This window comes from Bradyrhizobium sp. 44, assembly GCF_023073095.1.
GTDB lineage: Bacteria > Pseudomonadota > Alphaproteobacteria > Rhizobiales > Xanthobacteraceae > Bradyrhizobium.
The window spans coordinates 100,771-124,226 of record NZ_JADPIY010000009.1 but is presented as its reverse complement, the minus strand read 5'-3'; the positions used below and the strand labels follow the sequence as shown (position 1 = coordinate 124,226).

Below are 23,456 nucleotides of genomic sequence, written 5' to 3'. Positions count from 1 at the left end.
AAAAGTGGGCCCCGGTTTTCCGACCGGATCATGCTTGGCTAGAAAGGCCGCACGATTCCGACGCGCGGGATCAGTGTGACGATCAGGCCGAAGATATTTGTCTTCCGATCTTCCGCCGGAATCAGCGGCGTCTCGCGAGCGGCGGGCAGCATCTTCACCGCGTGCAGGATCAGGAACATGCAGACCGCCCAATTCGAGATCCAGCGCGAATAGTCGAACACCATCGCGAACATCACGAGACAGGCGAGGCTGACGCCGGCGAGCGCCGCGACCACGAGACGGCGATGCGTGTCGTTTGCGAGTGCGCCGATCAAATTCGCAAAATAGCGCCACAGCGGTGTGTGCAGCCAGATCAGCAACACGAACACGGGCACGCCGAGGATGTTGTGCGGCAAGCGGCCCCAGGTGTCGGAAATCTCCCTCGCCAGCGGCTGATACCAGATGTAGGCGAACTGCAGCAGGTCGGCCTGCGACGGATCGGCCATCCGGCTCTTCAGGTAGGCAACGAAATCCGCCTCCGGTATCGGCATCGTTCCCCAAAATTGCGCGGCGAAGAACAGCGCGGAGACGGCAAGCAAGGCGATGATGCCGAACGCGACATTGGTGCGACCGCAGCCGTGCGTCAGATAGTGCCTGATCACGACGATGGTGATGATGGTCGGCACATACATCAGGAGATGGATGTGGTGGATCAGGACGAGAATGATCGAGAACAGCGCAGCGAGCGCCACGAACAGCAGCGAGCCGGCCGGCACCAGCAGCAGGATGATCGCCAGCGCGCAGCCATAGATGTCGAAATGGCCGAGCGTGTGCATGAAATTCTTGAGGAAGAACGGCGAGCCCGTGATGAAGACGAACAGCGGCAACGTCTTCGCGGTGAAGCCGAACGTTGTCTGGAATAGTCTTGCATACAGGGCGAGCGTCGCCAGCCATGTCGCGCCGCCGAGCGCGAACACCAGCCATAGCGGCACCTTGTCGGTGAACAGGGCGACGATGGCCCCGATCAGCGCGCGCTTGATGAAGCCGAAATGATAGTCGACGAGGAGGTGGATGTAGGGGACGTAAGGCGGCAGCTGGATCTTGTGAACGAAGACGCCGACGATGGCCGCCGCGTTGATCGCGAGCAGGAGACGCCAGGGGTTTTGCAGGATGCGTGCGGTCACGCCGCATCCATAGCGCGGCCGCCCGGATTTACAAAATGAACCGGCTCAAATCCGCGTTCTTGGCGAGGTCGCCGACGTGCTTCTGCACGAAATCGGCGTCGACCCTGACGGTCTCGCCGCTGCGGTCGGGGGCGGTGAAGGAGATCTCGTCCAGCACCCGCTCCATCACGGTCTGCAGCCGCCGCGCGCCGATGTTCTCGACGGTGGAATTGACCGCCACCGCGACGTCCGCAAGCGCGTCGATGGCGTTGTCGGTGATGTCGAGCGTGACGCCCTCGGTCTGCATCAGCGCGACATATTGCTTGATCAGCGAGGCCTCGGGCTCGGTCAGGATGCGGCGCATGTCGTCGCGGGTCAGCGCCTGCAGCTCGACGCGGATCGGCAGGCGGCCCTGCAGTTCCGGCAACAAATCGGACGGCTTGGCGACGTGGAAGGCGCCCGAGGCAATGAACAGGATGTGGTCGGTCTTCACCGCGCCGTGCTTGGTCGAGACCGTGGTGCCCTCGATCAGCGGCAGCAGATCGCGCTGCACGCCCTCGCGCGAGACGTCGCCGCCGGCGCGGCCTTCACGGGCGCAGATCTTGTCGATCTCGTCCAGGAACACGATGCCGTTGTTCTCGACCGCGCTGATCGCCTCCAGCGTCAACTGATCGCTGTCGAGCAGCTTGTCGGATTCCTCGTTGATGAGGATCTCGTGCGAGCTCTCCACCGTCAGCCGCCGCGTCTTGCTGCGTCCGCCGAGCTTGCCGAAGATGTCGCCGATCGAAACCGCGCCCATCTGCGCGCCGGGCATGCCGGGGATCTCGAACATCGGAAAGCCGCTGCCGCCGCCTTGGGTTTCGATCTCGATTTCCTTGTCGTTGAGCTCGCCCGCGCGCAGCTTCTTGCGGAAGGAGTCCCTCGTTGCGGCGCTGGAATTGGCACCGACCAGCGCGTCGAGCACGCGCTCCTCGGCGGCGAGCTGCGCGCGTGCCTGCACGTCCTTGCGCTTGCGCTCGCGGACCTGGGCAATCGCGACCTCGACGAGATCGCGCACGATCTGCTCGACGTCGCGGCCGACATAGCCGACCTCGGTGAATTTCGTCGCCTCGACCTTCAGGAACGGCGCGTTGGCAAGCTTGGCGAGCCGCCGCGCGATCTCGGTCTTGCCGACGCCGGTGGGGCCGATCATCAGGATGTTCTTCGGCAGCACCTCTTCGCGCAAGGAGCCTTCGAGCTGCTGCCGCCGCCAGCGGTTGCGCAGCGCGATCGAGACGGCGCGCTTGGCATCGGCCTGGCCGACGATGAAACGGTCGAGTTCGGAAACGATTTCGCGGGGAGAAAAGTCTGTCATGGGACCTTAGCTAGGGACAGATGCGGGGCGGGACAAGCCGCTTTTTTTTGCCGTCAGATGATCGGCGGACCCGATTGCCATTGTTTCACGGCCTCGATCGGATGGATCAGCATCAGGATATTGAGCGTCAGATTGTCGCGAATATGGAGCGCCAGCATGATTTCGAAGGCGAGCCCGAGCAGGACGGTCACCGACACGGGCAGCAGGCGCGCGGCGAGGAAGCCCAGCATCATGGACAAATTGTCAGAAACCGAATTGACGATGCTGTCGCCGAAATAATCCAGCGAGATCGTTCCGGCGCGGTAGCGTTCGATGATGAAAGGCGAGTTCTCGACGATCTCCCAGGCACCCTCGATCAGCATCGCGACGATCAGGCGCGCGGGCCAGGACAGAGACACGAATGGCAGCCGCGCGAACAGCAGCCAGGTCAGTCCATAGAACAGGAAGCCGTGCAGGATGTGCGAGAAGGTGTACCAGTCGGCGATGTGCTGCGAATTTTCGGAGCTGTTCACCACGCCATGCCACAGCTTGACATAGCCGCAGGTGCAGATCGGCACCCGGCCCATCGCAAGCAGGATCGAGGCCTGCATCGCCAGCAGCAGCAGCGCGATGCCGACCCAGGCGAGCGGTGGAAACGCGGCCTTGCTTTCGTATGTGCTTGTCAGCGTCATGCCTCGCGCACCATCAGCAGCGCTGCTCCGTCGGGCGTCTCGACCATGCGGTCGCGGATAAAGCCGGCCTTCTCATAGGCACGCACGGCGCGCGCGTTGAGCGGATCAGGATCAGTGACGATGCGCGGCAGACCGTCTCGTAACTGCGCGTCGGCGAATTGGCGGATGAATGCCGAACCGTGCCCGCGCGCGATCATGTCGCTTTCGCCGATGAACTGATCGATGCCACGGGTGGCCTCCGGTTGCGGCCCAAGACCCGTATTCCAGGCGGTCAGGCGGTAGCATTGAAGATAGCCGAACGGCTTGCCGTCGGCCAACACGATGAACTGGTCCATGTCCGGCTCATCCAGATCGCCGCTCACGAGCGCGAACTGCTCGTCCGGATCGCCCCACCAGTCCCGCACATGCGCTTCGCCGAGCCATCGCCGGATTAGCGGCAGATCGGCCGCGGTCATCGGGCGGAAGGTGTAGGCGGGGGCCATGGCCTACCCGGCCGACAGCGCTTCGACAGTGACATTACGGTTGGTGTAGACGCAGATGTCGGCAGCGATGTCGAGGGAGCGGCGGACGATGGTCTCGGCGTCCTTGTCGGTGTCGAGCAAGGCGCGTGCGGCCGCCAGCGCGTAATTCCCGCCCGAACCGATCGCCATGACGCCGGCTTCGGGCTCCAGCACGTCGCCGGTACCTGTCAGCACCAGGGAAACGTCCTTGTCGGCGACGATCATCATGGCCTCCAGCCGTCGCAAATAACGGTCGGTGCGCCAATCCTTGGCGAGCTCGACGGCGGCCCGGGTCAATTGCCCCGGATATTGCTCGAGTTTGGCTTCCAAACGCTCGAACAGCGTGAAGGCGTCGGCCGTGGCGCCGGCAAAGCCGCCGATGACGTCGCCCTTGCCGAGTTTCCGGACCTTCCTGGCGTTGTGCTTGATCACGGTCTGGCCGATCGAGACCTGGCCGTCGCCGCCGACCACCACCGTGCCGCCCTTGCGGACCGTCAAAATCGTGGTGCCGTGCCAGACCGGCGAGCTGTTTGGGGAGTCCTGCATGAATGATCCTCGTTGTCCGGCCTGATTTAGGCGGTCGGGGCCAAGGGGACAACTGGCCCACAACGGGCCGCTCCGGGCCCAATTTCGCTCACCATAGGCAGAAGTAGAGGCCCGGCCAGCCGTTCCCGCAGTAGCGAAGGCGTCATTTGGCTGTTAAAAGACCGGCGTTTTCGGCCCCGAACGAGGATGAAAGCTAGTTTTGATGCGCACCGCGACGATCAAGCGCAAGACCAAGGAAACCGACATCGAGGTCACCGTGAACCTCGATGGCACCGGCGTGTCCACTATCGCGACCGGCATCGGCTTTTTCGACCATATGCTCGATCTCCTCGCCCGCCATTCCCGCATCGACCTCACGGTCAAGGCGGTCGGCGATCTGCACATTGATCATCACCATACCACCGAAGACACCGGCATCGCGCTCGGCCAGGCCGTCAAGCAGGCGCTCGGCAACATGGCGGGCATCACCCGCTATGCCGGCGTGCACATGCCCATGGACGAGACGCTGTCGCGCGTGGTCATCGACATCTCGGGCCGCCCGGTCCTGGTGTTCAAGGTCGACTTCCCACGCGACAAGATCGGCGAGTTCGACACCGAGCTGGTGCGCGAGTGGTTCCAGGCCTTCGCCATGAACGCGGGCGTGACTCTTCACGTCGAGACCCTATATGGCGATAACAGCCACCATATCGCCGAGTCCTGCTTCAAGGGTCTGGCACGGGCGCTGCGCGCCGCCGTCGCGATCGATCCGAAGGCTGTGGGCGAAATCCCGTCCACCAAGGGCTCGCTCGGCGGCTGACATCTTTCGGCCCGCGGCCCGCGCCGTTTGCGGTATCACTGAATTCCTAGGGAACGGGGCATCGCCATGTCCGTCTACACAGTTCATGCTCCCTCACCTGCCGGAGCCGATCTGCGCGCGACCGACAAGTTCGTCTTCGTGCGCGACGGCTTCCATTTCTGGGCGATGATCTTCGGACCGTTCTGGCTGCTGTGGAATCGGCTGTGGCTGGCGCTGATCGGCTGGGTGATCTTCGTTGCCGCCTTCAATGTCGGGCTGTCCAGCCTCGGCGTCGGCCGGTCGTCGATCTTCTTCGCCGACATCATCGTCGCGCTCCTGATGGGATTCGAGGCCTCCAGCCTGCGCCGCTGGACGCTGTCGCGCGGAAAATGGCGGCAGCTCGACGTGGTGATTTCCGACGACGAGGACACCGCCGAGCGCCGCTTCTTCGAGCGCTGGAGCCAGAAGCAGCGCGGCATCGTCAACGATCAATGGGCCGTCGATCGCGGCGGCCCGCCGCCGACCCGCAACGTGCCGGGTCAGCAATTCTCCAACCCGCCGCCAATGCCGGCGGGTGGCATCATTGGTTTGTTTCCGGAACCGGGAGGGTCAAGGTGAGCGTCGCCATCATCGATTACGGTTCCGGCAATCTGCATTCGGCCGCCAAGGCGTTCGAGCGCGCCGCGCGCAGCATGGAGAACCCGCAAAAGGTCTTCGTCACCAGCGATCCGGACCAGGCCTACAGCGCCGATCGTCTGGTGCTGCCGGGCGTCGGCGCCTTCGCCGATTGCCGGCGTGGGCTCGATGCGGTCAACGGCATGGTCGAGGCGATCACCGAAGCGGTGCGGGTCAAGGCGCGGCCGATGTTCGGCATCTGCGTCGGCATGCAGCTGTTCGCCACCCGCGGCAAGGAGCATGTCATTACGCAAGGCCTGAACTGGATCGGCGGCGACGTCGAGAAGATCACGCCGCGCGACGAGAGCCTGAAGATCCCGCACATGGGTTGGAATACGCTCGATGTGCTGCGCGAGCACCCGGTGCTGGACAAGCTGCCGCTCGGCCCCAAGGGCCAGCACGCTTACTTCGTGCACTCCTACCACCTCAACGCCGCCAACGAGGCGGACGTGCTCGCGCGCGCCGATTACGGCGGGCCCGTTACCGCGATCGTCGGCAAGGACACGGCGATCGGGACGCAGTTTCACCCCGAGAAGAGCCAGCGCTTTGGTTTGGCCCTGATCTCGAACTTTTTGCGATGGAAACCGTGATTCTCTTTCCCGCGATCGACCTCAAGAACGGCCAATGCGTGCGCCTCGAACAGGGCGACATGGCGCGCGCGACCGTGTTCAATCTCAATCCGGCCGCGCAGGCCGAGAGCTTCGTCGCGCAGGGCTTTGAGTATCTCCACGTCGTCGATCTCGACGGCGCGTTTGCCGGCAAGCCTGTGAATGCGCAGGCCGTCGACGCGATGTTGAAGACGATCACGATTCCGGTGCAGCTCGGCGGCGGCATTCGCGATCTCGCGACTGTCGAAGCCTGGCTCGACAAGGGCATCACCCGTGTCATCATCGGCACCGCCGCGGTGCGCGACCCTGAATTGGTGAAGGCGGCTGCCAGGAAATTCCCCGGCCGCGTCGCGGTCGGGCTCGATGCACGTGACGGCAAGGTCGCGGTCGAAGGCTGGGCCGAGACCTCGCAGGTGACGGCGCTGGAGATCGCACGGCGTTTCGAGGATGCCGGCGTCGCCGCCATCATCTTCACCGACATCGCGCGCGACGGCCTGCTCAAGGGCCTGAATCTCGATGCGACCATCGCGCTGGCGGATGCGATCTCGATTCCCGTGATCGCCTCCGGTGGCCTCGCCTCGATCGAGGACGTCAAGGCGATGCTGACGCCGCGCGCGAAAAAGCTCGCCGGCGCGATCGCAGGCCGCGCGCTCTATGACGGTCGGCTCGAGCCGGCCGTCGCCCTCACCTTGATCCGCAACGCGCGCGCCGCCTAGGAGCTGACACATGTTCAAGGTGCGCGTGATCCCCTGCCTCGACGTCAAGGACGGCCGCGTCGTCAAGGGTGTCAACTTCGTTGACCTGCGCGATGCCGGCGATCCCGTCGAAGCGGCGATCGCCTATGACGCAGCCGGCGCCGACGAGCTCACTTTCCTCGACATCACCGCGACCCATGAGAATCGCGGCATCATGCTGGACGTGGTCCGGCGCACCGCTGAAGCCTGCTTCATGCCTGTGACCGTCGGCGGCGGCGTGCGTGAGGTCAACGACATCAAGACCCTCCTGCGCGCCGGCGCCGACAAGGTCTCGATCAACAGCGCCGCGGTGTCGCGGCGCGAGTTCGTCAAGGAAGCCGCCGAGAAATTCGGCGGGCAGTGCGTGGTGGTCGCGATCGATGCCAAGCGGGTCAAACGCGCCGGTGGCGGAGAGCGCTGGGAGATCTTCACCCATGGCGGCCGCAACTCGACCGGCATCGACGCCATCGAATATGCCCAGGAGGTGGTCTCGCTCGGCGCCGGTGAAATCCTGCTCACCTCGATGGACCGCGACGGTACGCGGCAGGGTTTCGACATCCCGCTGACCCGGGCGATCGCCGACAGCATTCCCGTTCCCGTGATCGCTTCGGGCGGCGTCGGCAATCTCGACCACCTCGTCGACGGTATTCGCGACGGCCACGCCACCGCCGTGCTGGCCGCCTCGATCTTCCATTTCGGGGAATTCACCATCCGCGAAGCCAAGGAGCACATGTCCCGGCGCGGGCTGCCCATGCGCCTCGATGCCTGACGACTCCCGTCCCTAAAAATGCTACATCATCGGCGGGATCCGGCTTATCCCGCCAGGTAACCGGCCAATCATCGGCCAAGGCGCGTTTTCCGAGTATTTGTATGCCGCGTTTCACGATCCACGACCTGGCCGAGACCATCGACGCCCGCGCGGCAGCGGGTGGCGAGGCGTCCTATACCCGCAAGCTCCTCGACAAGGGCGCCGAACATTGCGCCAAGAAGTTCGGAGAGGAAGCAGTCGAAACCGTAATCGCCGCAGTCGAAAACGATCGCGCGCATCTGATCGCGGAAGGCGCCGACCTGCTCTATCATTTCCTTGTGCTGCTCAAGGCCCGCGGCGTAAAGCTGGAAGAGGTCGAGGCCGCATTGGACAAGCGGACCAATATGTCAGGGTTGGAAGAAAAGGCGTCGCGCAAGGGCGGCAGCTAGCCGAGGTGGAGAGTCGCGTCATGGATATCCGCGCACCCGAGCAGCAGTATAACCCGTACCGCGTCTATACGCGCGAGGAGTGGTCGCGACTGCGCGACGACACGCCGATGACGCTGGAGCCGGGTGAGTTCGACCGGCTGCGCTCGCTGCACGACCGCCTCGACTTGCAGGAGGTCGAGGACATCTACCTGCCACTGTCGCGCCTGCTGTCGATCTATGTCGATGCGATGCAGCGGCTCTATTACGCGGAGCGCCAGTTTCTCAATATCCGCGACCGCAAGATGCCCTACATCATCGGCGTCGCCGGTTCGGTCGCGGTTGGAAAATCCACCACGGCCCGCGTGCTTCAGGCGCTGCTGGCGCGCTGGTCGCCGCGTCCCAAGGTCGAGTTGATCACCACCGACGGATTTCTGTATCCCAACGCCGTGCTGGAGCGGCAGGGCATCATGCAGAAGAAGGGTTTTCCGGAGAGCTACGACCTGCCGCTGCTGCTCAGCTTCCTCTCCGACATTAAGGCCGGCCGCCGCCATGTGCGCGCGCCGGTCTATTCGCATTTGACCTACGACATCGTGCCGAACCAGTGGGCCGAGATCGACCAGCCCGACATCCTGATCGTCGAGGGCGTCAACGTACTGCAGACCGGCAAGCTGCCGCGTGACGGCAAGGCCGTGCCCGTCGTGTCCGACTTCTTCGATTTCTCGGTCTATATCGACGCCGATGAGGCCGCGCTGCGGCAGTGGTACATCAGGCGCTTCCTGTCGCTGCGCGACACTGCGTTCACCAATCCGAAATCCTACTTCAACCGCTACGCGCTGTTGTCGGACGAGGAAGCCACCGCCACCGCGATCGCGATCTGGGAACGCACCAACCTCGCCAATCTCGAAGACAACATCCTGCCGACCCGCCCCCGCGCGACCCTGATCCTGAAGAAGGGCGCCGACCACACGGTGGCAAGCGTGGCGCTCAGGCGGCTGTAACCGCTGCGGTCGACGGCTCTAGCCCGCGCGCGCAAAGTGTCTTTTGTTGCAGACCGACAAAGGGTATTCGGCTATGAGCTCCGTAAACGCGAGGGACCCATGGTTGATCGTCTCAGAAACGCCGCCGAGCATCTCGAAGCACCGACCTGCCCGGACTGCCATATCGAGATGAAGTGGTTCCGTTCCGAGCTGCTGGCGGACGAGCCAACCCCGGTCATCGCGCATCTCTTCGTGTGTCCGCATTGCAAGCGCGCGGCCCAGGCAGATACTAAATTCAAGGGCACCGCGACGCCGCCGGCCAAGCTGTCCGCGCCGCGGTTTGCTGCTCACGCCTCATAGCATTCGGGGGGAACGGATTCGGCGCTCGGCTGACCGCCGGATAGTAACTCGACATGACGATCATTTCCGGACCTCCTGTCGCGCTTTCGAAGCGATGAAGATGTGCCACGCCGTGAGAAACATCGCGGCGACGAGTGGGCCGATGACGAACCCGTTCGCTCCGAACGCCGCAAGGCCGCCTACGGTAGCGAGCAGCACGACATAGCTCGGCATTTGGATCGACTGGCCGACCAGGATCGGACGGAGAAAATTGTCCGCAAGACCGATCACGAAGATCCCGAAGGCGAGCAGGATGATCCCTTTCGTGACTGAGCCTGCCACAAGCAGGTAGAGCGCGACCGGAACCCAAACTAGCGCAGAGCCGAGCACGGGCAGAAGCGAGAGCAGCGCCATCAGGGCGCCCGCCAGCAGTGGGACAGTCAAGCCGAGCACCCAGAAAATCAGCCCGCCAAGCGCTCCCTGAATTAGCGCAACGAGAACGATCCCCTTGATCGTCCCGCGAACCGCCAGGGTGAACGCATTCAGAATCTCGCTGGTGTGGCTCGGCCGCAGCGGGAGCGCGTCGCGGATCCGTACGTTGAGCTCGTCACCATCACGGAGCAGGAAGAACAGCAGGTACAACATCACGAGCAAGCTTGCGACGAACTCCAGCGTCAACTGACCGATGTTAATGGCGTGTCCCGCCAGCTGTTGGCCGGCAGGGACGACCAGACTCGACAGACGTTCCTTCAGGGCCGAAAAATCGATGCCAGCCAGGCGATCCGACAGGGAAGTAGCCCAGGCGGGCAACGCGGATTTCAGCTGCTGCAGGGGATGAGCGAAACTGATCTCCCCACTCTGAGCGCGCTGATACAGCTCCCCACCCTGGTCGATGAGCGAGGCGATGACGACCGCCACGGGGATGAGGACCATGACGATCACGACGACGACAGTGAACGATGCGGCGAGGTTGCGCCGTCCCGGAAGCGTTTCGAGAGCGCGGCGATAGAGTGGCGCGAAGATGATCGCCAGAAGCGTGGCCCACAACAACGCGCCGGAGAACGGCCAAAGTACCCACCCGAATGCCAGCGAGATCGCGGCAAGCAAGACGAGGAATGAGCGGTCTTCCGACGTTCTCACGTGTTCCCTAGCCCTTCTGTTGCCAGAGCATGATCCGGACCCGATGTCCGGCCGTCACTTGTCTGCTTTCGCGGTCCAGTCGGCGAGCTTGATGCGTCCTGCAAGGGTTGCGGGACCCGAGCTGCCGGCCTTGTAGATGAAAGCTTCGCCCTCCTGCACGTCCCCGGCATCCTTGCCGAAGGCATCGGCGATGTTGGTCTTGTGGGTGACCAGGACGGTGTTGGTGCCGGCCTTGGGCGGCGCGTCGACGAGCTGCCGCACGGCCTGGCCCGCCTTTGCATTTGCGCCGGTCGGATTTGCCATGCCCGACGCACTCGCGTTGCTGCTGTCCGTCAAGGCGTCGACCGGCTTGACCTCGCGGCCGGAGATCAGTCTGCCCGCCTCGATCGCGCGGTTCAGCCGGCTGGTGTAGACGTCGCCGATCGGGATCGCGAGTTCCTTGATGGCCGTTCCGATCTGGCGCGCCATGTCCCGGCCCTTTTCACTGAGCTGACGCTGGGCGCTCATGTCGTCGAATTTGAAAGGGTAGACATCTTTTTGACTGTCGTCGGTGGCGGTGTGGCGAAACACCAGCACGTAGCCGCCTTGCTTGAGCGAGGCGATCAGTTGCGAGCTATCGGCCGCGGCGGCTTGAGTGGAACCCCAGAGAAGGATCACGAAGGCGAGGCGGCACAGCAAGTTCATGCGAAATCCTCTGTTAAAATGCCCCAGAGGATGGTGACGCGCGACGCGGTCGATTTCAATTGTCGATTGCCGTCCGAGATCGGGTTCCTATGGAATCCGGATCAAACCGCCAGCTGCCGCGCCGCCGCCAGTCCGGCCAGCGCCTCTTCCAGCTTTTCGCGATCGAGCGGCTTGATCAGGAACCCGTTCATCCCTGCTTCAAAGCAGGCGTAGCGATCCTCCACCAGCGTATTGGCGGTGAGCGCGAGAATCGGCGTGTGGTGGCCGCCTTTGGCTCCTTCATGCGCGCGGATTCGTTTTGTCGTTTCGATGCCGTCGAGCTGCGGCATCTGGATGTCCATCAGCACGAGATCATAGGGCGTGCCGGCCGATGACGCGCCGAGCCAGGATTCCAGCGCGGCCTCGCCATGGACAGCAATGACCACGCGGTGGCCGAGTTTCGTCAGCAGCGAGCGCATCAACAGCGCGTTGATCTCGTTGTCCTCGGCGACGAGAATCGACAGGCCTTTCGCCGGTACCGCGCCGGCGGGTTGAGCCGATGGCTCCGGCGCGAGATCGGGCGAGGCGACCTCCGGGGGCAACGAGAGGCGTGCGGCGAGTGAGGCCGCGCGCAGCGGCTTCACCAGGAAGCCGGTGAAGGCCGGCGAGAGTTTCTCGTGGCGCGAGCCGGACGTCAGCAGCACCAGGCGTTGCGTCGCATGGCTGCGTGCGGCTTCGCCGAGGCGGTCGGCGATGGCAGCGCCGAGCGCGCGATCGATCAGCACCGAATGCCATGAGCGTTCCGGAAGCAGCGCTTCCGCCACCGCGGCGTCAGTCACCATGCAGGTCTGGCCGCCCCAGCGCTCCAGCCGCCGCGCGATCAGGGAGGCCTCGATGCCGTCGGCGATCAGCAGGATCGACTTGCCGGTGAGATCGGGGCTCGGGAATGCCGTCTGTTCCGCGCCGGCGAGGGATGACGCCAGCGGTACTGCGACCTCGAAGGTCGCGCCCTTGCCCGGCTCGCTCGTAAGTGTGATGCGGCCGCCCATGCGTTTGACGATGCGCTCGCTGATGGCGAGACCGAGGCCGGTGCCGCCATGGGTGCGGGCGACGCGTTCGTCGGCCTGCTCGAATTCGCGGAAGATGCGCTGTTGCGCGTCGGCTGCGATGCCGATGCCGGTGTCGCGCACCAGAAAACTGATCTCGTTCGGCCAGATGCCGGGCTCGACGATCAGCGCGACGCCGCCGCTCGCGGTGAACTTGATGGCGTTGCCGGCGAGGTTGAGCAGCACCTGGCGCAGCCGCGCGGCGTCGCCGACCACTTCAAGCGGCAGCCGCTCGTCGACATAGGCGGCGATCTCGAGCTGCTTTGCCTGCGCGCGCGGCGCGAGCAGCTCGGTGATGTCCTCGATCAGGGCCGAGAGCGCAAACGGACGCTGCTCGAGATCGAGCTTGCCGGCTTCGATCTTGGAATAGTCGAGCAACTCCTCGATCAGCGCCATCAGCGCTTCGCCCGAGGTCTTCACGGCCTTGGCGTAGGTCGACTGCTCCGGCGTCAGCGTGGTGTCGAGCAGCAGTCCGCCCATGCCGATGATGCCGTTGAGCGGCGTGCGGATCTCGTGCGAGGCCATCGCCAGGAAGCGCGATTTCGCCCGGTTGGCGGCGTCGGCCTGGTCGCGGGCGTCGGACAGCGCACGCTCGGTCTCGGTGCGGTCGGTGACGTCGCGTCCGACGCTCTGCAATTCGGCGGGCTGGCCGGCGTCGAGGCGGACATAGCCTTCGCGCCAGGCGATCCAGCGCGCGCCGAGCGGGGTTGCGATCTTCTGGTCGTGAATGCGCGTGCCGTTGCTCTCGCGGGCGCTGTCGCCCTGCTCCAGAACGTCGAAATCAAAGCGCGTGCCGACCAGCGCGCCGCGCGCCTGCCCGGCAAGCGCGCAATAGGCGTCGTTGGCGAAGGTGATGCGGTCGCTTGTGTCGCGCAGCACGATCAGGTCGCCCTGCTGTTCGAACAGGCTGCGAGCGCGTTCTTCCGCTTCCTTCAGCTCCCAATTGCGGTCGATCAGCGTCTCGTTGTGGGCAGCCAGCGCACGCATCCGCTTGTTGACGAAGCGCAGGCGCATGCTGAGCGTGGCGAGGCCGAGGCAGGCGAGCGCGAACAGGAAGCTGACGCCGATCGCAAACGCATTGGGATCGTAGCCGGACGTCTCGGACCGGCTGCCGGAGACAAATCCATAGGCGCCGCCGAAGGTCGCCGAGAAGATCATGATGGAGCGGATCGCGAAGGCGATTTTTGGGTACTGTCGCCTGAAGCGGCGCATGCGCACCTTGATCCGGAACGTCCGATCCATCGCCACCGACCCGACTCTTTTCTTAAAACGCTGTGCTCGCTGTCAACGACGATGTGCCGCCGACCTTGCGAACAGTTTGAGGCCCTGCGACCGCCTCCAAATAGGGTTGACGAGTTGTTAACGGCGCAGAGCGAGGCGGTTCAAAGCGAAGCGGCCTGGAGATGGCGGTGGCCGCCGCGGGCGCCGACGATCAGCGCCGCCGCCTCGCGCTGGGAGAAGGTCTTCGAGCGCACATAGACGCGGTAATCCGCCGGCCCCTCGCTGGAGAGATAGATCACCTGACCGCCGTCGACGGGCTGCGCGGCAATCGAGATCAGGCGCGTCGAGGGGTTGGCCTGGCAGGACTCCAATTCCAAACCGGGGCCGTCGTCGACGACGGCGAAGTCGGCAGCGTCCGCATCCTCGGTAATCTGAACCCGCACCGTGGCACGCGCGGGATCATCGGTGAAGGCGACATGCACGCCGGCGGTCCAGAACAGCGACGTCAGCTCGACCGAGGTGTCGCCGAGGGCGATGCAGGGATGCGAGACCGATCCGATCTCACTGCGGGCAAACACCGCGGCCGCCAACAGGGGAACAACCGAGGCCAGGATCTTGAAACGCAACATGACACGCTACTCGCCAGGCCCTGTACGGGAACTGATGGGCCTTATGGTTTGCAGAGCGTAAAGGAAACTCGTTACCGCCGGGTTGATGCCGGTATCGGGGGATGAGAGTCTCGGTCGGTTAGGCGCTTTTGTTGGTTTTTCGCTCGACTTCAGTGAGAACCAAATAGCTGTTCTTGCCAAAGCTGATCGCCCAAAGCGCCGCCCAGGCACCCCACCGGTTCCTGACCTCGATCTCGACGGTTTGGCCGGGACTGCTGCGAACGACGAGCGGCTGGCTCCTGCCCCAATCAATGCTCGCATCGATCGTGCAGGTGCCGGCCGGCAGCGTGATCTCCAACACGTCGTTGCGTGCAAGCTTCCCAACGCTGGTCCCGTTGACCCACAGCTCGTACGACCTCAGCCAATCGGCATATTGGGACGCACGAACAAATCTGATGGTGCAGGCATTCGCATCGGTCATGATCAATCTCGGGCATGGTGATGTTGTCGAGAAAGCTGCGGCGGCGCATCGCTCACGCCAGCTGCCGCACATCTTCCGCGAGCGCGCGGTAGGACAGCGCCTCGGCGAGGTGCAGACGGCCGATTTTGTCGGCGCCGTCGAGATCGGCGAGCGTGCGCGCCACCCGGAGCACGCGGTGATAGCCACGCGCCGACAGCCGCATGGTCTCGGCGGCATCGCGCAGGAGCTTCTGGCCTTGCGCATCCGGCTTGGCGATCTCCTCCAGCACCGAGGCCGGCGCTTCGGCATTGGTGCGAACCTTCGGCAGGCCGGCATCCGCGTAGCGCGCGAGCTGGATGTCGCGCGCCGCCGCCACGCGCGCGGCGACTTCGGCTGAGCCCTCTGCCGGCGGCGGCAGGATCAAATCGGCGGCGGTCACCGCGGGAACCTCGATGCGCAAATCGATGCGGTCCATCAGTGGTCCCGAGATGCGGGCCTGGTAGTCGCCGGTGCAGCGATCGATGCGGCCGCGCTTGCAGGCATAGCCGGGCTCGAACGCATTGCCGCAGCGGCAGGGATTCATCGCGGCGACCAGCATGAAGCGCGCGGGATAGGTGACGCGGTGATTGGCGCGGGACACCGAGACCTCGCCGTTCTCCAGCGGCTGGCGCAGCGAATCCAGCACGCGCGGATCGAATTCGGGGAGCTCGTCGAGGAACAGCACGCCCTGATGCGCGAGCGAGATCTCGCCAGGCCGTGCGCGCATGCCGCCGCCGGTGAGCGCGGCCATGCTGGCGGAATGATGCGGCGATCGGAACGGCCGCCGCGCCGTCAGCGCGCCGCCCTCGATCTCACCGGCAACAGAGGCGATCATCGAGACCTCGAGCAACTCGCCCGGTGACAGCGGTGGCAGGATCGAGGGCAGGCGTGCCGCCAGCATCGATTTGCCGGCGCCGGGCGCGCCGATCATGAGCAGGTGATGGCCGCCGGCGGCCGCGATCTCCAGCGCCCGCTTGGCGCTCTCCTGTCCCTTGATGTCGCGCAGGTCGAGCGGCGAGGCAGCGGCTTCATGCACCTTCGGCACAGGCCGCGACAGCACCTGCGTTCCCTTGAAGTGGTTGGCGATCTGGATCAGCGAACTCGCGGCGATGATCTGGATGTCCGGACTCGCCCACGCCGCTTCCGAGCCGCAAGCCGCCGGACAGATCAGCCCCTCCTCGCGCACATTGGCGCCGATCGCGGCGGGAAGAACACCGGCCACCGGCGCGATCGATCCGTCGAGGCCAAGCTCGCCCAGAACGGTGAAGCCGGTCAGCGCATCCGGCGGGATCGCGCCGATCGCCCCCATCAGCCCAAGCGCGATCGGCAGGTCATAATGGCTGCCCTCCTTGGGCAGATCGGCGGGCGCGAGATTGACGGTGATCCGCCGGGCCGGCAGCGCGAGCCCCGAGGCGATCAGCGCCGAGCGGACCCGCTCGCGCGCCTCCGACACCGCCTTGTCCGGGAGACCGACGATCGCGAAGGCCGGAAGACCCGGCGCGACCTGCACCTGCACGTCGACCGCGCGGGCCTCGATCCCCTCAAAGGCGACGGTAGAAACCCGCTGAACCATGTCCGAACCAGCCTGCCCTTTTGCACAATTAGGGGTAGCAGAGCGGGCCGGTTTTTGCAAGAACAATACAGGAACATGCCTAGGAGCCGGGAGGCCCTAACTGATCGTAAACACGACGAAGACACTACGCCTCGAATGCAAGCTGCTCTGCTCAGCACATCCCAACGAATGTCCGCTACTCCTAGGGGTGCGGGATGGGCCGTGGTCTAACGGGTGAACAATTCAAATGCTTGCAAATCGCCGGAGAAGCGAACGACGGATGTGCACGCGGCTCGCCAAGATTCACTTTGGCGCGGGTTCGCTGCCGCGGGACTGCACGATCACGGATATTTCGGATGGCGGCGTGAAAGTGGTGGCGGAGTTCCTGGAAGTGCCGCCGCAATTCACCATCATCTTCGCGCCCGACTATTCCAGGCAGTGCCGCCTGCGCTGGCGCATCGGCTGCGAGTTCGGCGCTGAATTCACCGACTGAGCCGCGCAAGCGCCCCGCCTTAACGGGACTTTAGCGTTAATCGGTAAGCATCTCTGATCAGTCGCCGAGTGATCAGAGTATGTCCAAGCCTTTGTCCGTCGCCTCTCCTCCGGCGAGATATCTGTTTTCCGCGCTTCTGATCCTGGCTCTTGGCGGCTGTCAGACCACTGGCATCGAGGACATCACCGGCGCGCTCGGCGGAAAGTCGGAAACGGCTGGCAAGTCCGATACCAAGCCCGACGTGAGGCCGGACATGGACGCGCTGCGCGAGCGCTATCGCGCCAAGCCTGGCGATCCCAACGTCGCGCTCGAATACGGCAAGGCGTTGCGCCAGACCGGCCAGCGCGCGCAGGCGCTCGCAGTGCTTGAGCAGGCCGTGCTCGCCCATTCCAGCAACAAGGCGCTGCTCGCAGGCTACGGCCGCGCGCTCGCCGACAGCGGCAGTTTCCAGCAGGCGTTCGACGTCCTCGGCCGCGCGCATTCGCCCGAAGATCCCGACTGGCATATCCTGTCGGCGCAGGGCGCCGCGCTCGATCAACTCGGCCGCAACGAGGAAGCGCAGCAATATTACGCCGCCGCGCTCAAGATCGTGCCGGACGAGCCGTCGGTGCTGTCCAATCTCGGACTGTCCTACATGCTGCAGAACAATCTGACGCGGGCAGAGGAAACGATGCGCCGGGCGCACGCGCGCAATCCCGCCGATCTCCGCGTGCGCGCCAATCTCGCGCTCGTGCTGGGACTGGAAGGAAAGCAGGCCGAGGCCGAAACCATCGTGAAGGCCGATCTGTCGCCGGATCAAGCGGCGGCAAAGGTCACGGCGCTGCGGCAGTTGCTGGTGAAGAAGCAGCAGCGGGCGGAGAAGTAACCCGCCCTCGCGCGTCAGGATGCCTTGCTCAGGATGCCTTACGATGCGGGGCTGACCCGCGCCCCGATCGACCCTTCAGCTTCTTCAGCAGCGGCCCGAGCAGCGAGCGCTTTGGCTTCTTCACCTCGCCGCGCCCGGCAAGGCGGTTCGCCATGTTCTGGAACAGTTCGGTGGTGCGGTGGCTTTTGGAGACCTCCGCGATCATCTGGCCGTTGTTGGCCGCGGTCGAGAACAGCTTCGAATCGAACGGGATAACCGCGATCGGCTGGCTCTCCATGGTCTTGGCGAAGGCCTTGACCTCGATCTCCGCACGCTTGGGCATGCCGACCTGGTTGATGCAGTAGAGCGGTGGCCGGTCGTTCGGCCGCGCCGCCTTCAACACGTTCAGCATGTTCTTGGTGTTGCGCAGGTTCGCAAGATCGGGCTCGGCCACGATCACGATGTCGTCCGCGTTGACCAGCGCGCGTCGCGTCCAGCCCGACCATTGATGGGGAACGTCGAGCACGATGCAGGGCGTGGTCATCCGCAGCGTGTCGAACACCGCGTCGAAGGCCTCCGCGCCGAAATCGTAGACGCGGTCAAGGGTGGCAGGCGCGGCAAGGAGGCTGAGACGCTCGGTGCATTTGGAGAGCAGACGCTCCATCAGGGCCGTGTCCGGCCGATCCTGCGACAGCACCGCATTGGCGATGCCCTGCACCGGGTCCTGGTTGTAGTCGAGACCCGCGGTGCCGAAGGCGAGATCGAGATCGATCACGACGGAATCGAGTGCGAGGTCGCGGGCGATGGTCCAGGCCACATTGTGCGCGACGGTGGAGGCGCCGACACCGCCCTTGGCGCCGACCACCGCGATGACGCGGCCGGTGATGATGGTTTCGGACGCCGAGAACAGGCTGCAGATCGAGCGGACGACGTCGAGCGTCTCGACCGGTCCCACCACATAGTCGTTGACGCCGCGGCGGACCAGCTCGCGATAGGGCGCGGTGTCGTTGGGATTGCCGATCACGACCACACGGGTGCCGGGATCGCAGACGCCGGCGAGGTCGTCCAGGCCCTCGAGAATGTCGCGGGTGCCGTCGGATTCGATCACGATGACGTTCGGCGTCGGCATCGTTTCATAGACTTCGATTGCCGCAGCTAGGCCACCGTCCTTGGCGGTGAGATGCGCCTTGGCGAGGCGGCGATCCTGCCCGGCCGCGGTCACCGCGGCGAGCGTCTGCTCGGTCTCGCAAAAGGCCTGCACGGAGATGCGAGGAACCGGCGCAATGTGTTCCTCGGGGTGCTGCGGATCGTCCGCTTCTTCGTCGTGGACGCGTGTCATCTGCCTGTATCGCTGAGTTTGGCCTTGTCGGCGTCTGGATTCATGGTCGCGATCGGCGTGCCCTTGCGATAGCGCTCGAAGGCCACGTCACGCCGTGCGTTATAGGCCGGCGTCTCGGACCGCGGCTGCTCGAGGTCGGCCGGATTGTCGATCATGGCCGCGAGGTTGCGCTGGCTGGCGCAACCCAGATTGAAATAGGGCCGGTTCTCGTTGTAGCCGGGGTCGAGGATGGAGGGGCCGAGATCTTCCGGCCACAGCCCGCAGGGGCCCGCGACCGCGGCGATCCGGGAATAGCTCAGACGGATGGTGGGCAGCAGTCCGGGATCCTCGGGCCGATAGGGATGCTGGACGATGGCACGCGCGGGTACGCCGCCGGAGGCGAGCACGGAACGGATTTCGTGATAGGTCGCTGCCGACGCGCGCGAATTCGCGGCGTTGACGGGGACGTCGACGACGACCGAGCCGGTACCTTCGTGCACCCAGTCCCGGGCAATGCCGGCGACGTCCGCGTGCTGCGCGGCCGAGAGGCCGCCGCGAGCCTTGCCGACGAAGATCACGATCGACTTCTTGGCTTCCTCGACCGCGATCGGGTGACGCTGGCGATAGTCGGTCGGCACCGTCTGGGTGACGACCTCGCCGGTGGTGTTGCAGGCGCCCAGCATGACGGAGAGCCCCGTCAGTGCCAGCGCGACGCTCAACTTGCGACGTCGATCGGCCATGGTCTTCGTCATCGCTTCATCCCCTCGTGCCCCGTCTCTCGCCGTCTCTCGCCGTCTCTCGCCGTCTCTTGCCCCGTTCCCGAGCCGTCCGTTCGTCATCAGTCGATGATGAAGCCGAAATCACCGGGCGAGCCCGCGATCGGATCGACGCGGCGCGCGATGCCATAGAGGCGGTTCATGCGGCCGAGCAGCGCGGTCTGGGCATCGGACGCCGGCGCGAAGCCGTCGTCGGGCCGGGACAGCTCCTTCTGAGCCACCGCGCGCACCACATAGGGCGTCACGATCACCATCAGCTCGGTCTCGTTGTTGACGAAGTCCTGGCTGCGGAACAGCGCGCCGATGATCGGCACCTGGTCGACGCCGGGCAGGCCGTTGATCGCCTGTTTGGTCTGCTGCTGGATCAGGCCGGCCATCGCCATCGAGCCGCCCGAGGGAATTTCCAGCGTCGTTTCGGCGCGGCGGGTCTGGATCGACGGGATGGTGATTGAGTTGGTCGAGTTCGAGGACAGCGCCTGGGTGACCGTGATGGCGCTCTGGTTCGACAGCTCGGACACCTCGGTCATGACGCGCAGGCTGATCCGGCCCTCGCTCAATACCACCGGGGTAAAGTTCAGGGAGATGCCGAACTTCTTGTAGGTGATCTGGGTGGTGCAAACGTGGGTGACGGGATCGCAGGCATAGCCCGACGGAATGGGAAATTCGCCGCCGGCGATGAAGGTGGCGGATTCGCCGGAGATCGCGGTCAGGCTCGGCTCGGCGAGCGTGCGCATGACACCGGCACTTTCCATCGCGCGCATCGTGGCGCTGACGGTCGCGAAGCCCTTGGTGAGCCCGGCGACACCTAATCCGTTGTTGCTGACGATCGGTCCGCCGCTGACCGAGAACGGGTTCGAATTGTTGAAGTTCACCACCGCGGTGCCGGCATTCAGGCTGGCGCTGAGATCGACGCCCAACTGCTTGACGATATCGCGGCGCACTTCGCCGACGACGACCTTGAGCATCACCTGGTCGCGGCCGCGCACGACGATGTTGTTGACCACCTTCTCGGAGCCGCCGACCAGTTTGGCGGCGACGTCGCCGGCCTGCTGGGCCTCGACCGGGCTCGACACCGAGCCGGTGAGCATCACGCTGTCGCCGACACCCTCGATCTGCACGCCCGGCAGCGACTGACGCAGCGCCGTGCGCATGCCGTTGAGATCGCGCTTCACCGCGATGTCGTAGGCGGCGACCTGCTGGCCGTCGGCGGCGAAGAACACGACGTTGGTCTGGCCGACCTGTCCGCCGATGATATAGGCGCGTTGGGCCGAGCGGATCACGGCATTGGCGATCTTGGGATCGGCGACCAGCACGTCCTTGACGTCGCGCGGCAGGTCGATCACGGCGGACTTGCCGACGCCGAGCGACAGGAAGCGCGTCTTCGCCGGTGCAATCGTCCCGACCGGGGACACATCGAGATCCGCTGCTTGCATGGGCGCCTGGTCGCCGACCGGCGCATCCGCGGCGCTGACGACATCGGGGGCTGCGAGCAGCCCCAGGATCAGCATCGTCCCCGTCCAGACCGAGCGCGCGCGATTCCCCCGAATGCGCATGCCCGTCCGATCATCCCCAAAGTTCATCATATCCCCATCACTTCTGTGACGTCAGTTGCCGCGCCTGTACGCCGTAGCGGATTACGTTGACTCCGCCGGACCGCTTGCTCGCCTGGTCCTCGGGCGCGCTGTCGACCGAGTTGACATCGACGATGCTGCGCAGCGCGAGTGTCAGCGTGCCGCCCTGGCGCGCTGCCGATAGCGTGGCGACCTGGTCGGGCTTGAGCTCGAGCGTGACGGTCCTGCCGACGACGGCGTTCTGGCCGTCCTTTTCCTTCGGCGCCTGGTCGATCGCGAGCACGCGGATATTGGTCAGAATCGCCTCGGACAGGATGAGGTCGTTACCGGCGCCCCCGTCAGGATTCTTCAGGCGGCGGGTCAGCACGATGTCGACGCGGTCATTCGGCAGGATGAAGCCGCCGGCGGCAGTCTCGGCTGAAATCTCGGTGGAGACGGCGCGCATGCCAGACGGCAGGATCGCGGCCATGAAGCCGGAGCCGTCGGCCTTGACCAGCTTCTGCTCGCGGATCGGCTCGCCCTGCATCAACGGCACGCGTGCGATCGAGCCTGCGATCTGGATCTGCGCCTCGGGCCTGTTGTCGCGGCGGATGAAGGCGCTGCTCGCGGTCGCCGCCGGCCAGACCTGCCATTGCAGGTCCTCGGGCTTCACGGCTTGACCGAGCTGGATGTCGTTCTTGGCGACCAGGACCTCGACCGTCGGCAGTTTTTCGGCGACGGGGAGAACGGGCGCGGGCTTGTTGTCATAGCCGCTCGCCAGATACGCAGCGACGCCGCCGGCGCCCAGTGCGATGACGAGAACGACAATGCGTGCGGTGTTCATACGCTTCTACTCTTACGCGGGGCACTCGAACCGCACCTGGCGGGTTTCCCGTGTCGATGAGTAGGCAGTAAAAGTATAAGCGGTGTTGCGAGGCCGAATGCGATCGACGGCCGCGCTGTGGTCTTTCGGCAGATGGTGAACGTCGCGTTAGCCGGTCGGCCACTGGCCCCGTAGTTTCACGCAGTTGCGGCCCGTGCGTTCGAATGATGCGCGCCGCGTCATGGTGAATGCGTGGTTAGTGATGTGGCGACGATGACATCGCGCCATCATTCCAGTGAGACGCAACGCAATGCCGCACATCTCCGGTGTCGTCCCGGCCTAGTGCGCAATTGCGCACGGGGGGCCGGGACGACGCGGGAGAGATCGCCGACTACAAGAACGCGGTCATACAAACGCGGTTACTTCGCCCGCTTCGGCTCGATCACATCCCAAAGCTTTGCGGCAACGTCCGGTCCGCCGAGTCGTGCGATGGCGCGGATGCCGGTCGGCGAGGTTACGTTGATCTCGGTGAGGTTGCCGTTGATGACGTCGATGCCGACGAACAACAGCCCGCGCTCGCGCAGCGCCGGGCCGACGGTGGCGCAGATCTCGCGCTCGCGCGGCGTGAGCTCGGTCTCCTGCGCTGCTCCGCCGCGCACCATGTTGGAGCGGAGGTCGTCGGCGGCCGGCACGCGATTCACTGCGCCGGCGAACTCGCCGTTGATCAGGATGATGCGCTTGTCGCCGTGCTTGACCTCGGGGATGAACTGCTGGATCACCCAGGCTTCCTTGAATGTCACCGAGAACATGTCGAACAGCGAGCCGAAATTCATGTCCTGCGGCATCACGCGGAACACCGCCGCGCCGCCATGGCCGTGCAAGGGCTTCATCACGACGGCGCCATGCCTGTCGCGAAACGCGTTGATCTCGTCGAGGTCGCGCGAGATCAGCGTCGGCGGCATCAGCTGCGGAAAGTTCATCACGAACAGCTTTTCCGGCGCGTTGCGCACCGAGGCTGGATCGTTGACGACGAGCGTCTTCGGATGGATGCGTTCGAGAAGGTGCGTCGAGGTGATGTAGGCGAGGTCGAACGGTGGATCCTGGCGCAGCAGCACCACGTCGAAGCCGTTGAGCGCCTCGCGCCTGGGCTCACCCAGGGTGAAATGATTGCCGGGCTCGTCGCGCACGGTGAGCAGCTGAACCGGAGCGACGATCTCCTCGCCGACCATCGAGAGCTTGTCGGGCGTGTAATAGGACAGACCATGGCCGCGCTTCTGCGCCTCCAGGAGCAGCGCAAAGGTGGAATCGCCCTTGATGTTGATGCGGGCGATGGGGTCCATCTGGACGGCGACGTTCAGTTTCATGG

Annotated in this window: 26 protein-coding genes; 10 read left to right on the top strand and 16 right to left on the bottom strand. The window is 64.8% G+C overall.

The features are described from left to right. Window positions 1–38 precede the first annotated feature (38 nt). Genes IVB41_RS08670 through hslV form a run of 5 tightly spaced genes read right to left on the bottom strand, consistent with a single transcriptional unit; the run spans window position 39 to window position 4,213 of the window. Window positions 39–1,163 (bottom strand): hypothetical protein, encoded by a 1,125-nt coding sequence (locus tag IVB41_RS08670; protein WP_247429515.1) that lies wholly within the window; start codon window positions 1,161–1,163, stop codon window positions 39–41. A 28-nt stretch (window positions 1,164–1,191) separates the two neighbouring features. Then, window positions 1,192–2,496, bottom strand: a complete 1,305-nt coding sequence (gene hslU, locus IVB41_RS08665) for an ATP-dependent protease ATPase subunit HslU (RefSeq protein WP_027566241.1) — start codon at window positions 2,494–2,496, stop codon at window positions 1,192–1,194. 53 nt (window positions 2,497–2,549) lie between these two features. Beyond that, the gene (locus IVB41_RS08660) at window positions 2,550–3,167 is read right to left on the bottom strand and encodes a DUF2585 domain-containing protein (RefSeq protein ID WP_247285042.1); all 618 of its coding nucleotides are present in this window, start codon (window positions 3,165–3,167) and stop codon (window positions 2,550–2,552) included. Continuing rightward, window positions 3,164–3,649: a GNAT family N-acetyltransferase gene (locus IVB41_RS08655; RefSeq protein WP_027566239.1), complete on the bottom strand. Its 486-nt coding sequence runs from the start codon at window positions 3,647–3,649 to the stop codon at window positions 3,164–3,166. The genes IVB41_RS08660 and IVB41_RS08655 overlap by 4 nt, the downstream gene beginning before the upstream one ends. 3 nt (window positions 3,650–3,652) lie before the next feature. Further along, window positions 3,653–4,213 (bottom strand): ATP-dependent protease subunit HslV, encoded by a 561-nt coding sequence (gene hslV / locus IVB41_RS08650; protein WP_027566238.1) that lies wholly within the window; start codon window positions 4,211–4,213, stop codon window positions 3,653–3,655. A 202-nt stretch (window positions 4,214–4,415) separates the two neighbouring features. Here hslV and hisB point away from each other — a divergent pair, with 202 nt between their 5' ends. The 8 genes from hisB to IVB41_RS08610 all read left to right on the top strand — a co-directional run bounded on the left by hisB (window position 4,416) and on the right by IVB41_RS08610 (window position 9,518). Beyond that, the gene (gene hisB, locus IVB41_RS08645) at window positions 4,416–5,009 is read left to right on the top strand and encodes an imidazoleglycerol-phosphate dehydratase HisB (protein ID WP_247429512.1); all 594 of its coding nucleotides are present in this window, start codon (window positions 4,416–4,418) and stop codon (window positions 5,007–5,009) included. 66 nt (window positions 5,010–5,075) lie between these two features. Next, window positions 5,076–5,606, top strand: a complete 531-nt coding sequence (locus IVB41_RS08640) for a DUF2628 domain-containing protein (protein WP_247285043.1) — start codon at window positions 5,076–5,078, stop codon at window positions 5,604–5,606. Then, window positions 5,603–6,253: an imidazole glycerol phosphate synthase subunit HisH gene (hisH, locus tag IVB41_RS08635; RefSeq protein WP_027566236.1), complete on the top strand. Its 651-nt coding sequence runs from the start codon at window positions 5,603–5,605 to the stop codon at window positions 6,251–6,253. The genes IVB41_RS08640 and hisH overlap by 4 nt, the downstream gene beginning before the upstream one ends. Beyond that, complete coding sequence (gene hisA / locus IVB41_RS08630) at window positions 6,241–6,987, top strand: 1-(5-phosphoribosyl)-5-[(5-phosphoribosylamino)methylideneamino]imidazole-4-carboxamide isomerase (protein WP_247429494.1); 747 nt, start codon at window positions 6,241–6,243, stop codon at window positions 6,985–6,987. Before hisH ends, hisA begins: the two co-directional genes overlap by 13 nt. A 10-nt stretch (window positions 6,988–6,997) precedes the next feature. Continuing rightward, complete coding sequence (hisF, locus tag IVB41_RS08625; protein ID WP_007604055.1) at window positions 6,998–7,774, top strand: imidazole glycerol phosphate synthase subunit HisF; 777 nt, start codon at window positions 6,998–7,000, stop codon at window positions 7,772–7,774. Window positions 7,775–7,875: 101 nt separating this feature from the next. After that, on the top strand, window positions 7,876–8,202 hold the full coding sequence (locus IVB41_RS08620; RefSeq protein ID WP_007598445.1) for a phosphoribosyl-ATP diphosphatase: 327 nt from the start codon (window positions 7,876–7,878) through the stop codon (window positions 8,200–8,202). A gap of 20 nt (window positions 8,203–8,222) precedes the next feature. Then, window positions 8,223–9,179 carry a type I pantothenate kinase gene (gene coaA, locus IVB41_RS08615; protein WP_007598451.1) on the top strand — a complete coding sequence of 319 codons (957 nt, stop codon included), beginning with the start codon at window positions 8,223–8,225 and terminating at the stop codon, window positions 9,177–9,179. A 99-nt stretch (window positions 9,180–9,278) separates the two neighbouring features. Beyond that, window positions 9,279–9,518 (top strand): hypothetical protein, encoded by a 240-nt coding sequence (locus IVB41_RS08610; RefSeq protein ID WP_027566233.1) that lies wholly within the window; start codon window positions 9,279–9,281, stop codon window positions 9,516–9,518. A gap of 60 nt (window positions 9,519–9,578) precedes the next feature. On the opposite strand, the gene IVB41_RS08605 is transcribed toward IVB41_RS08610, so the two are convergent. The 6 genes from IVB41_RS08605 to IVB41_RS08580 form a co-directional block, all read right to left on the bottom strand. Continuing rightward, a complete protein-coding gene (locus tag IVB41_RS08605) occupies window positions 9,579–10,637 on the bottom strand; it encodes an AI-2E family transporter (protein WP_247285045.1) in 1,059 nt (352 codons plus the stop codon). Between the two features lie 54 nt (window positions 10,638–10,691). Then, the gene (locus IVB41_RS08600) at window positions 10,692–11,321 is read right to left on the bottom strand and encodes a histidine phosphatase family protein (protein WP_247429457.1); all 630 of its coding nucleotides are present in this window, start codon (window positions 11,319–11,321) and stop codon (window positions 10,692–10,694) included. Between the two features lie 101 nt (window positions 11,322–11,422). Further along, window positions 11,423–13,648 carry a PAS domain-containing hybrid sensor histidine kinase/response regulator gene (locus IVB41_RS08595; protein ID WP_247430179.1) on the bottom strand — a complete coding sequence of 742 codons (2,226 nt, stop codon included), beginning with the start codon at window positions 13,646–13,648 and terminating at the stop codon, window positions 11,423–11,425. A gap of 140 nt (window positions 13,649–13,788) precedes the next feature. Further along, complete coding sequence (locus IVB41_RS08590) at window positions 13,789–14,256, bottom strand: hypothetical protein (protein WP_247429436.1); 468 nt, start codon at window positions 14,254–14,256, stop codon at window positions 13,789–13,791. 118 nt (window positions 14,257–14,374) lie between these two features. Next, the gene (locus IVB41_RS08585; protein WP_027566228.1) at window positions 14,375–14,716 is read right to left on the bottom strand and encodes a hypothetical protein; all 342 of its coding nucleotides are present in this window, start codon (window positions 14,714–14,716) and stop codon (window positions 14,375–14,377) included. 52 nt (window positions 14,717–14,768) lie between these two features. After that, window positions 14,769–16,307 carry a YifB family Mg chelatase-like AAA ATPase gene (locus tag IVB41_RS08580; protein WP_247429433.1) on the bottom strand — a complete coding sequence of 513 codons (1,539 nt, stop codon included), beginning with the start codon at window positions 16,305–16,307 and terminating at the stop codon, window positions 14,769–14,771. 226 nt (window positions 16,308–16,533) lie between these two features. Between IVB41_RS08580 and IVB41_RS08575 the strand changes: the two genes are divergently transcribed. Together IVB41_RS08575 and IVB41_RS08570 are read left to right on the top strand one after the other, a co-directional pair. Then, window positions 16,534–16,779, top strand: coding sequence for a PilZ domain-containing protein (locus IVB41_RS08575; protein ID WP_007598461.1), 246 nt, complete (start codon window positions 16,534–16,536; stop codon window positions 16,777–16,779). 79 nt (window positions 16,780–16,858) lie between these two features. Then, window positions 16,859–17,644: a tetratricopeptide repeat protein gene (locus IVB41_RS08570; protein ID WP_247429413.1), complete on the top strand. Its 786-nt coding sequence runs from the start codon at window positions 16,859–16,861 to the stop codon at window positions 17,642–17,644. A 28-nt stretch (window positions 17,645–17,672) separates the two neighbouring features. On the opposite strand, the gene IVB41_RS08565 is transcribed toward IVB41_RS08570, so the two are convergent. The 5 genes from IVB41_RS08565 to gshB all read right to left on the bottom strand — a co-directional run bounded on the left by IVB41_RS08565 (window position 17,673) and on the right by gshB (window position 23,454). Next, the gene (locus tag IVB41_RS08565; protein WP_106943964.1) at window positions 17,673–18,962 is read right to left on the bottom strand and encodes an AAA family ATPase; all 1,290 of its coding nucleotides are present in this window, start codon (window positions 18,960–18,962) and stop codon (window positions 17,673–17,675) included. Continuing rightward, complete coding sequence (locus tag IVB41_RS08560; RefSeq protein WP_247429409.1) at window positions 18,959–19,693, bottom strand: CpaD family pilus assembly protein; 735 nt, start codon at window positions 19,691–19,693, stop codon at window positions 18,959–18,961. Before IVB41_RS08560 ends, IVB41_RS08565 begins: the two co-directional genes overlap by 4 nt. Before the next feature lie 86 nt (window positions 19,694–19,779). After that, complete coding sequence (locus IVB41_RS08555) at window positions 19,780–21,297, bottom strand: type II and III secretion system protein family protein (protein WP_247285462.1); 1,518 nt, start codon at window positions 21,295–21,297, stop codon at window positions 19,780–19,782. Between the two features lie 10 nt (window positions 21,298–21,307). Beyond that, a complete protein-coding gene (gene cpaB, locus IVB41_RS08550) occupies window positions 21,308–22,111 on the bottom strand; it encodes a Flp pilus assembly protein CpaB (RefSeq protein WP_247429406.1) in 804 nt (267 codons plus the stop codon). Window positions 22,112–22,509: 398 nt separating this feature from the next. Further along, the gene (gene gshB, locus IVB41_RS08545) at window positions 22,510–23,454 is read right to left on the bottom strand and encodes a glutathione synthase (protein WP_247429402.1); all 945 of its coding nucleotides are present in this window, start codon (window positions 23,452–23,454) and stop codon (window positions 22,510–22,512) included. Window positions 23,455–23,456: the final 2 nt, after the last annotated feature.

Bases quoted from the DNA above. Each gene is read 5' to 3' on its own strand.
- IVB41_RS08570 (WP_247429413.1), top strand. From the start codon at position 16,859: ATGTCCAAGCCTTTGTCCGTCGCCTCTCCTCCGGCGAGATATCTGTTT.
- IVB41_RS08600 (WP_247429457.1), bottom strand. From the start codon at position 11,321: ATGAACTTGCTGTGCCGCCTCGCCTTCGTGATCCTTCTCTGGGGTTCC.
- IVB41_RS08560 (WP_247429409.1), bottom strand. From the start codon at position 19,693: ATGACGAAGACCATGGCCGATCGACGTCGCAAGTTGAGCGTCGCGCTG.
- IVB41_RS08660 (WP_247285042.1), bottom strand. From the start codon at position 3,167: ATGACGCTGACAAGCACATACGAAAGCAAGGCCGCGTTTCCACCGCTC.
- IVB41_RS08610 (WP_027566233.1), top strand. From the start codon at position 9,279: ATGGTTGATCGTCTCAGAAACGCCGCCGAGCATCTCGAAGCACCGACC.
- IVB41_RS08575 (WP_007598461.1), top strand. From the start codon at position 16,534: ATGCTTGCAAATCGCCGGAGAAGCGAACGACGGATGTGCACGCGGCTC.
- IVB41_RS08595 (WP_247430179.1), bottom strand. From the start codon at position 13,648: ATGGATCGGACGTTCCGGATCAAGGTGCGCATGCGCCGCTTCAGGCGA.
- IVB41_RS08585 (WP_027566228.1), bottom strand. From the start codon at position 14,716: ATGACCGATGCGAATGCCTGCACCATCAGATTTGTTCGTGCGTCCCAA.
- IVB41_RS08620 (WP_007598445.1), top strand. From the start codon at position 7,876: ATGCCGCGTTTCACGATCCACGACCTGGCCGAGACCATCGACGCCCGC.
- hisF (WP_007604055.1), top strand. From the start codon at position 6,998: ATGTTCAAGGTGCGCGTGATCCCCTGCCTCGACGTCAAGGACGGCCGC.
- IVB41_RS08590 (WP_247429436.1), bottom strand. From the start codon at position 14,256: ATGTTGCGTTTCAAGATCCTGGCCTCGGTTGTTCCCCTGTTGGCGGCC.
- hisA (WP_247429494.1), top strand. From the start codon at position 6,241: ATGGAAACCGTGATTCTCTTTCCCGCGATCGACCTCAAGAACGGCCAA.
- IVB41_RS08640 (WP_247285043.1), top strand. From the start codon at position 5,076: ATGTCCGTCTACACAGTTCATGCTCCCTCACCTGCCGGAGCCGATCTG.
- IVB41_RS08565 (WP_106943964.1), bottom strand. From the start codon at position 18,962: ATGACACGCGTCCACGACGAAGAAGCGGACGATCCGCAGCACCCCGAG.
- hslV (WP_027566238.1), bottom strand. From the start codon at position 4,213: ATGCAGGACTCCCCAAACAGCTCGCCGGTCTGGCACGGCACCACGATT.
- hslU (WP_027566241.1), bottom strand. From the start codon at position 2,496: ATGACAGACTTTTCTCCCCGCGAAATCGTTTCCGAACTCGACCGTTTC.
- IVB41_RS08655 (WP_027566239.1), bottom strand. From the start codon at position 3,649: ATGGCCCCCGCCTACACCTTCCGCCCGATGACCGCGGCCGATCTGCCG.
- cpaB (WP_247429406.1), bottom strand. From the start codon at position 22,111: ATGAACACCGCACGCATTGTCGTTCTCGTCATCGCACTGGGCGCCGGC.
- coaA (WP_007598451.1), top strand. From the start codon at position 8,223: ATGGATATCCGCGCACCCGAGCAGCAGTATAACCCGTACCGCGTCTAT.
- IVB41_RS08555 (WP_247285462.1), bottom strand. From the start codon at position 21,297: ATGAACTTTGGGGATGATCGGACGGGCATGCGCATTCGGGGGAATCGC.
- hisB (WP_247429512.1), top strand. From the start codon at position 4,416: ATGCGCACCGCGACGATCAAGCGCAAGACCAAGGAAACCGACATCGAG.
- IVB41_RS08580 (WP_247429433.1), bottom strand. From the start codon at position 16,307: ATGGTTCAGCGGGTTTCTACCGTCGCCTTTGAGGGGATCGAGGCCCGC.
- gshB (WP_247429402.1), bottom strand. From the start codon at position 23,454: ATGAAACTGAACGTCGCCGTCCAGATGGACCCCATCGCCCGCATCAAC.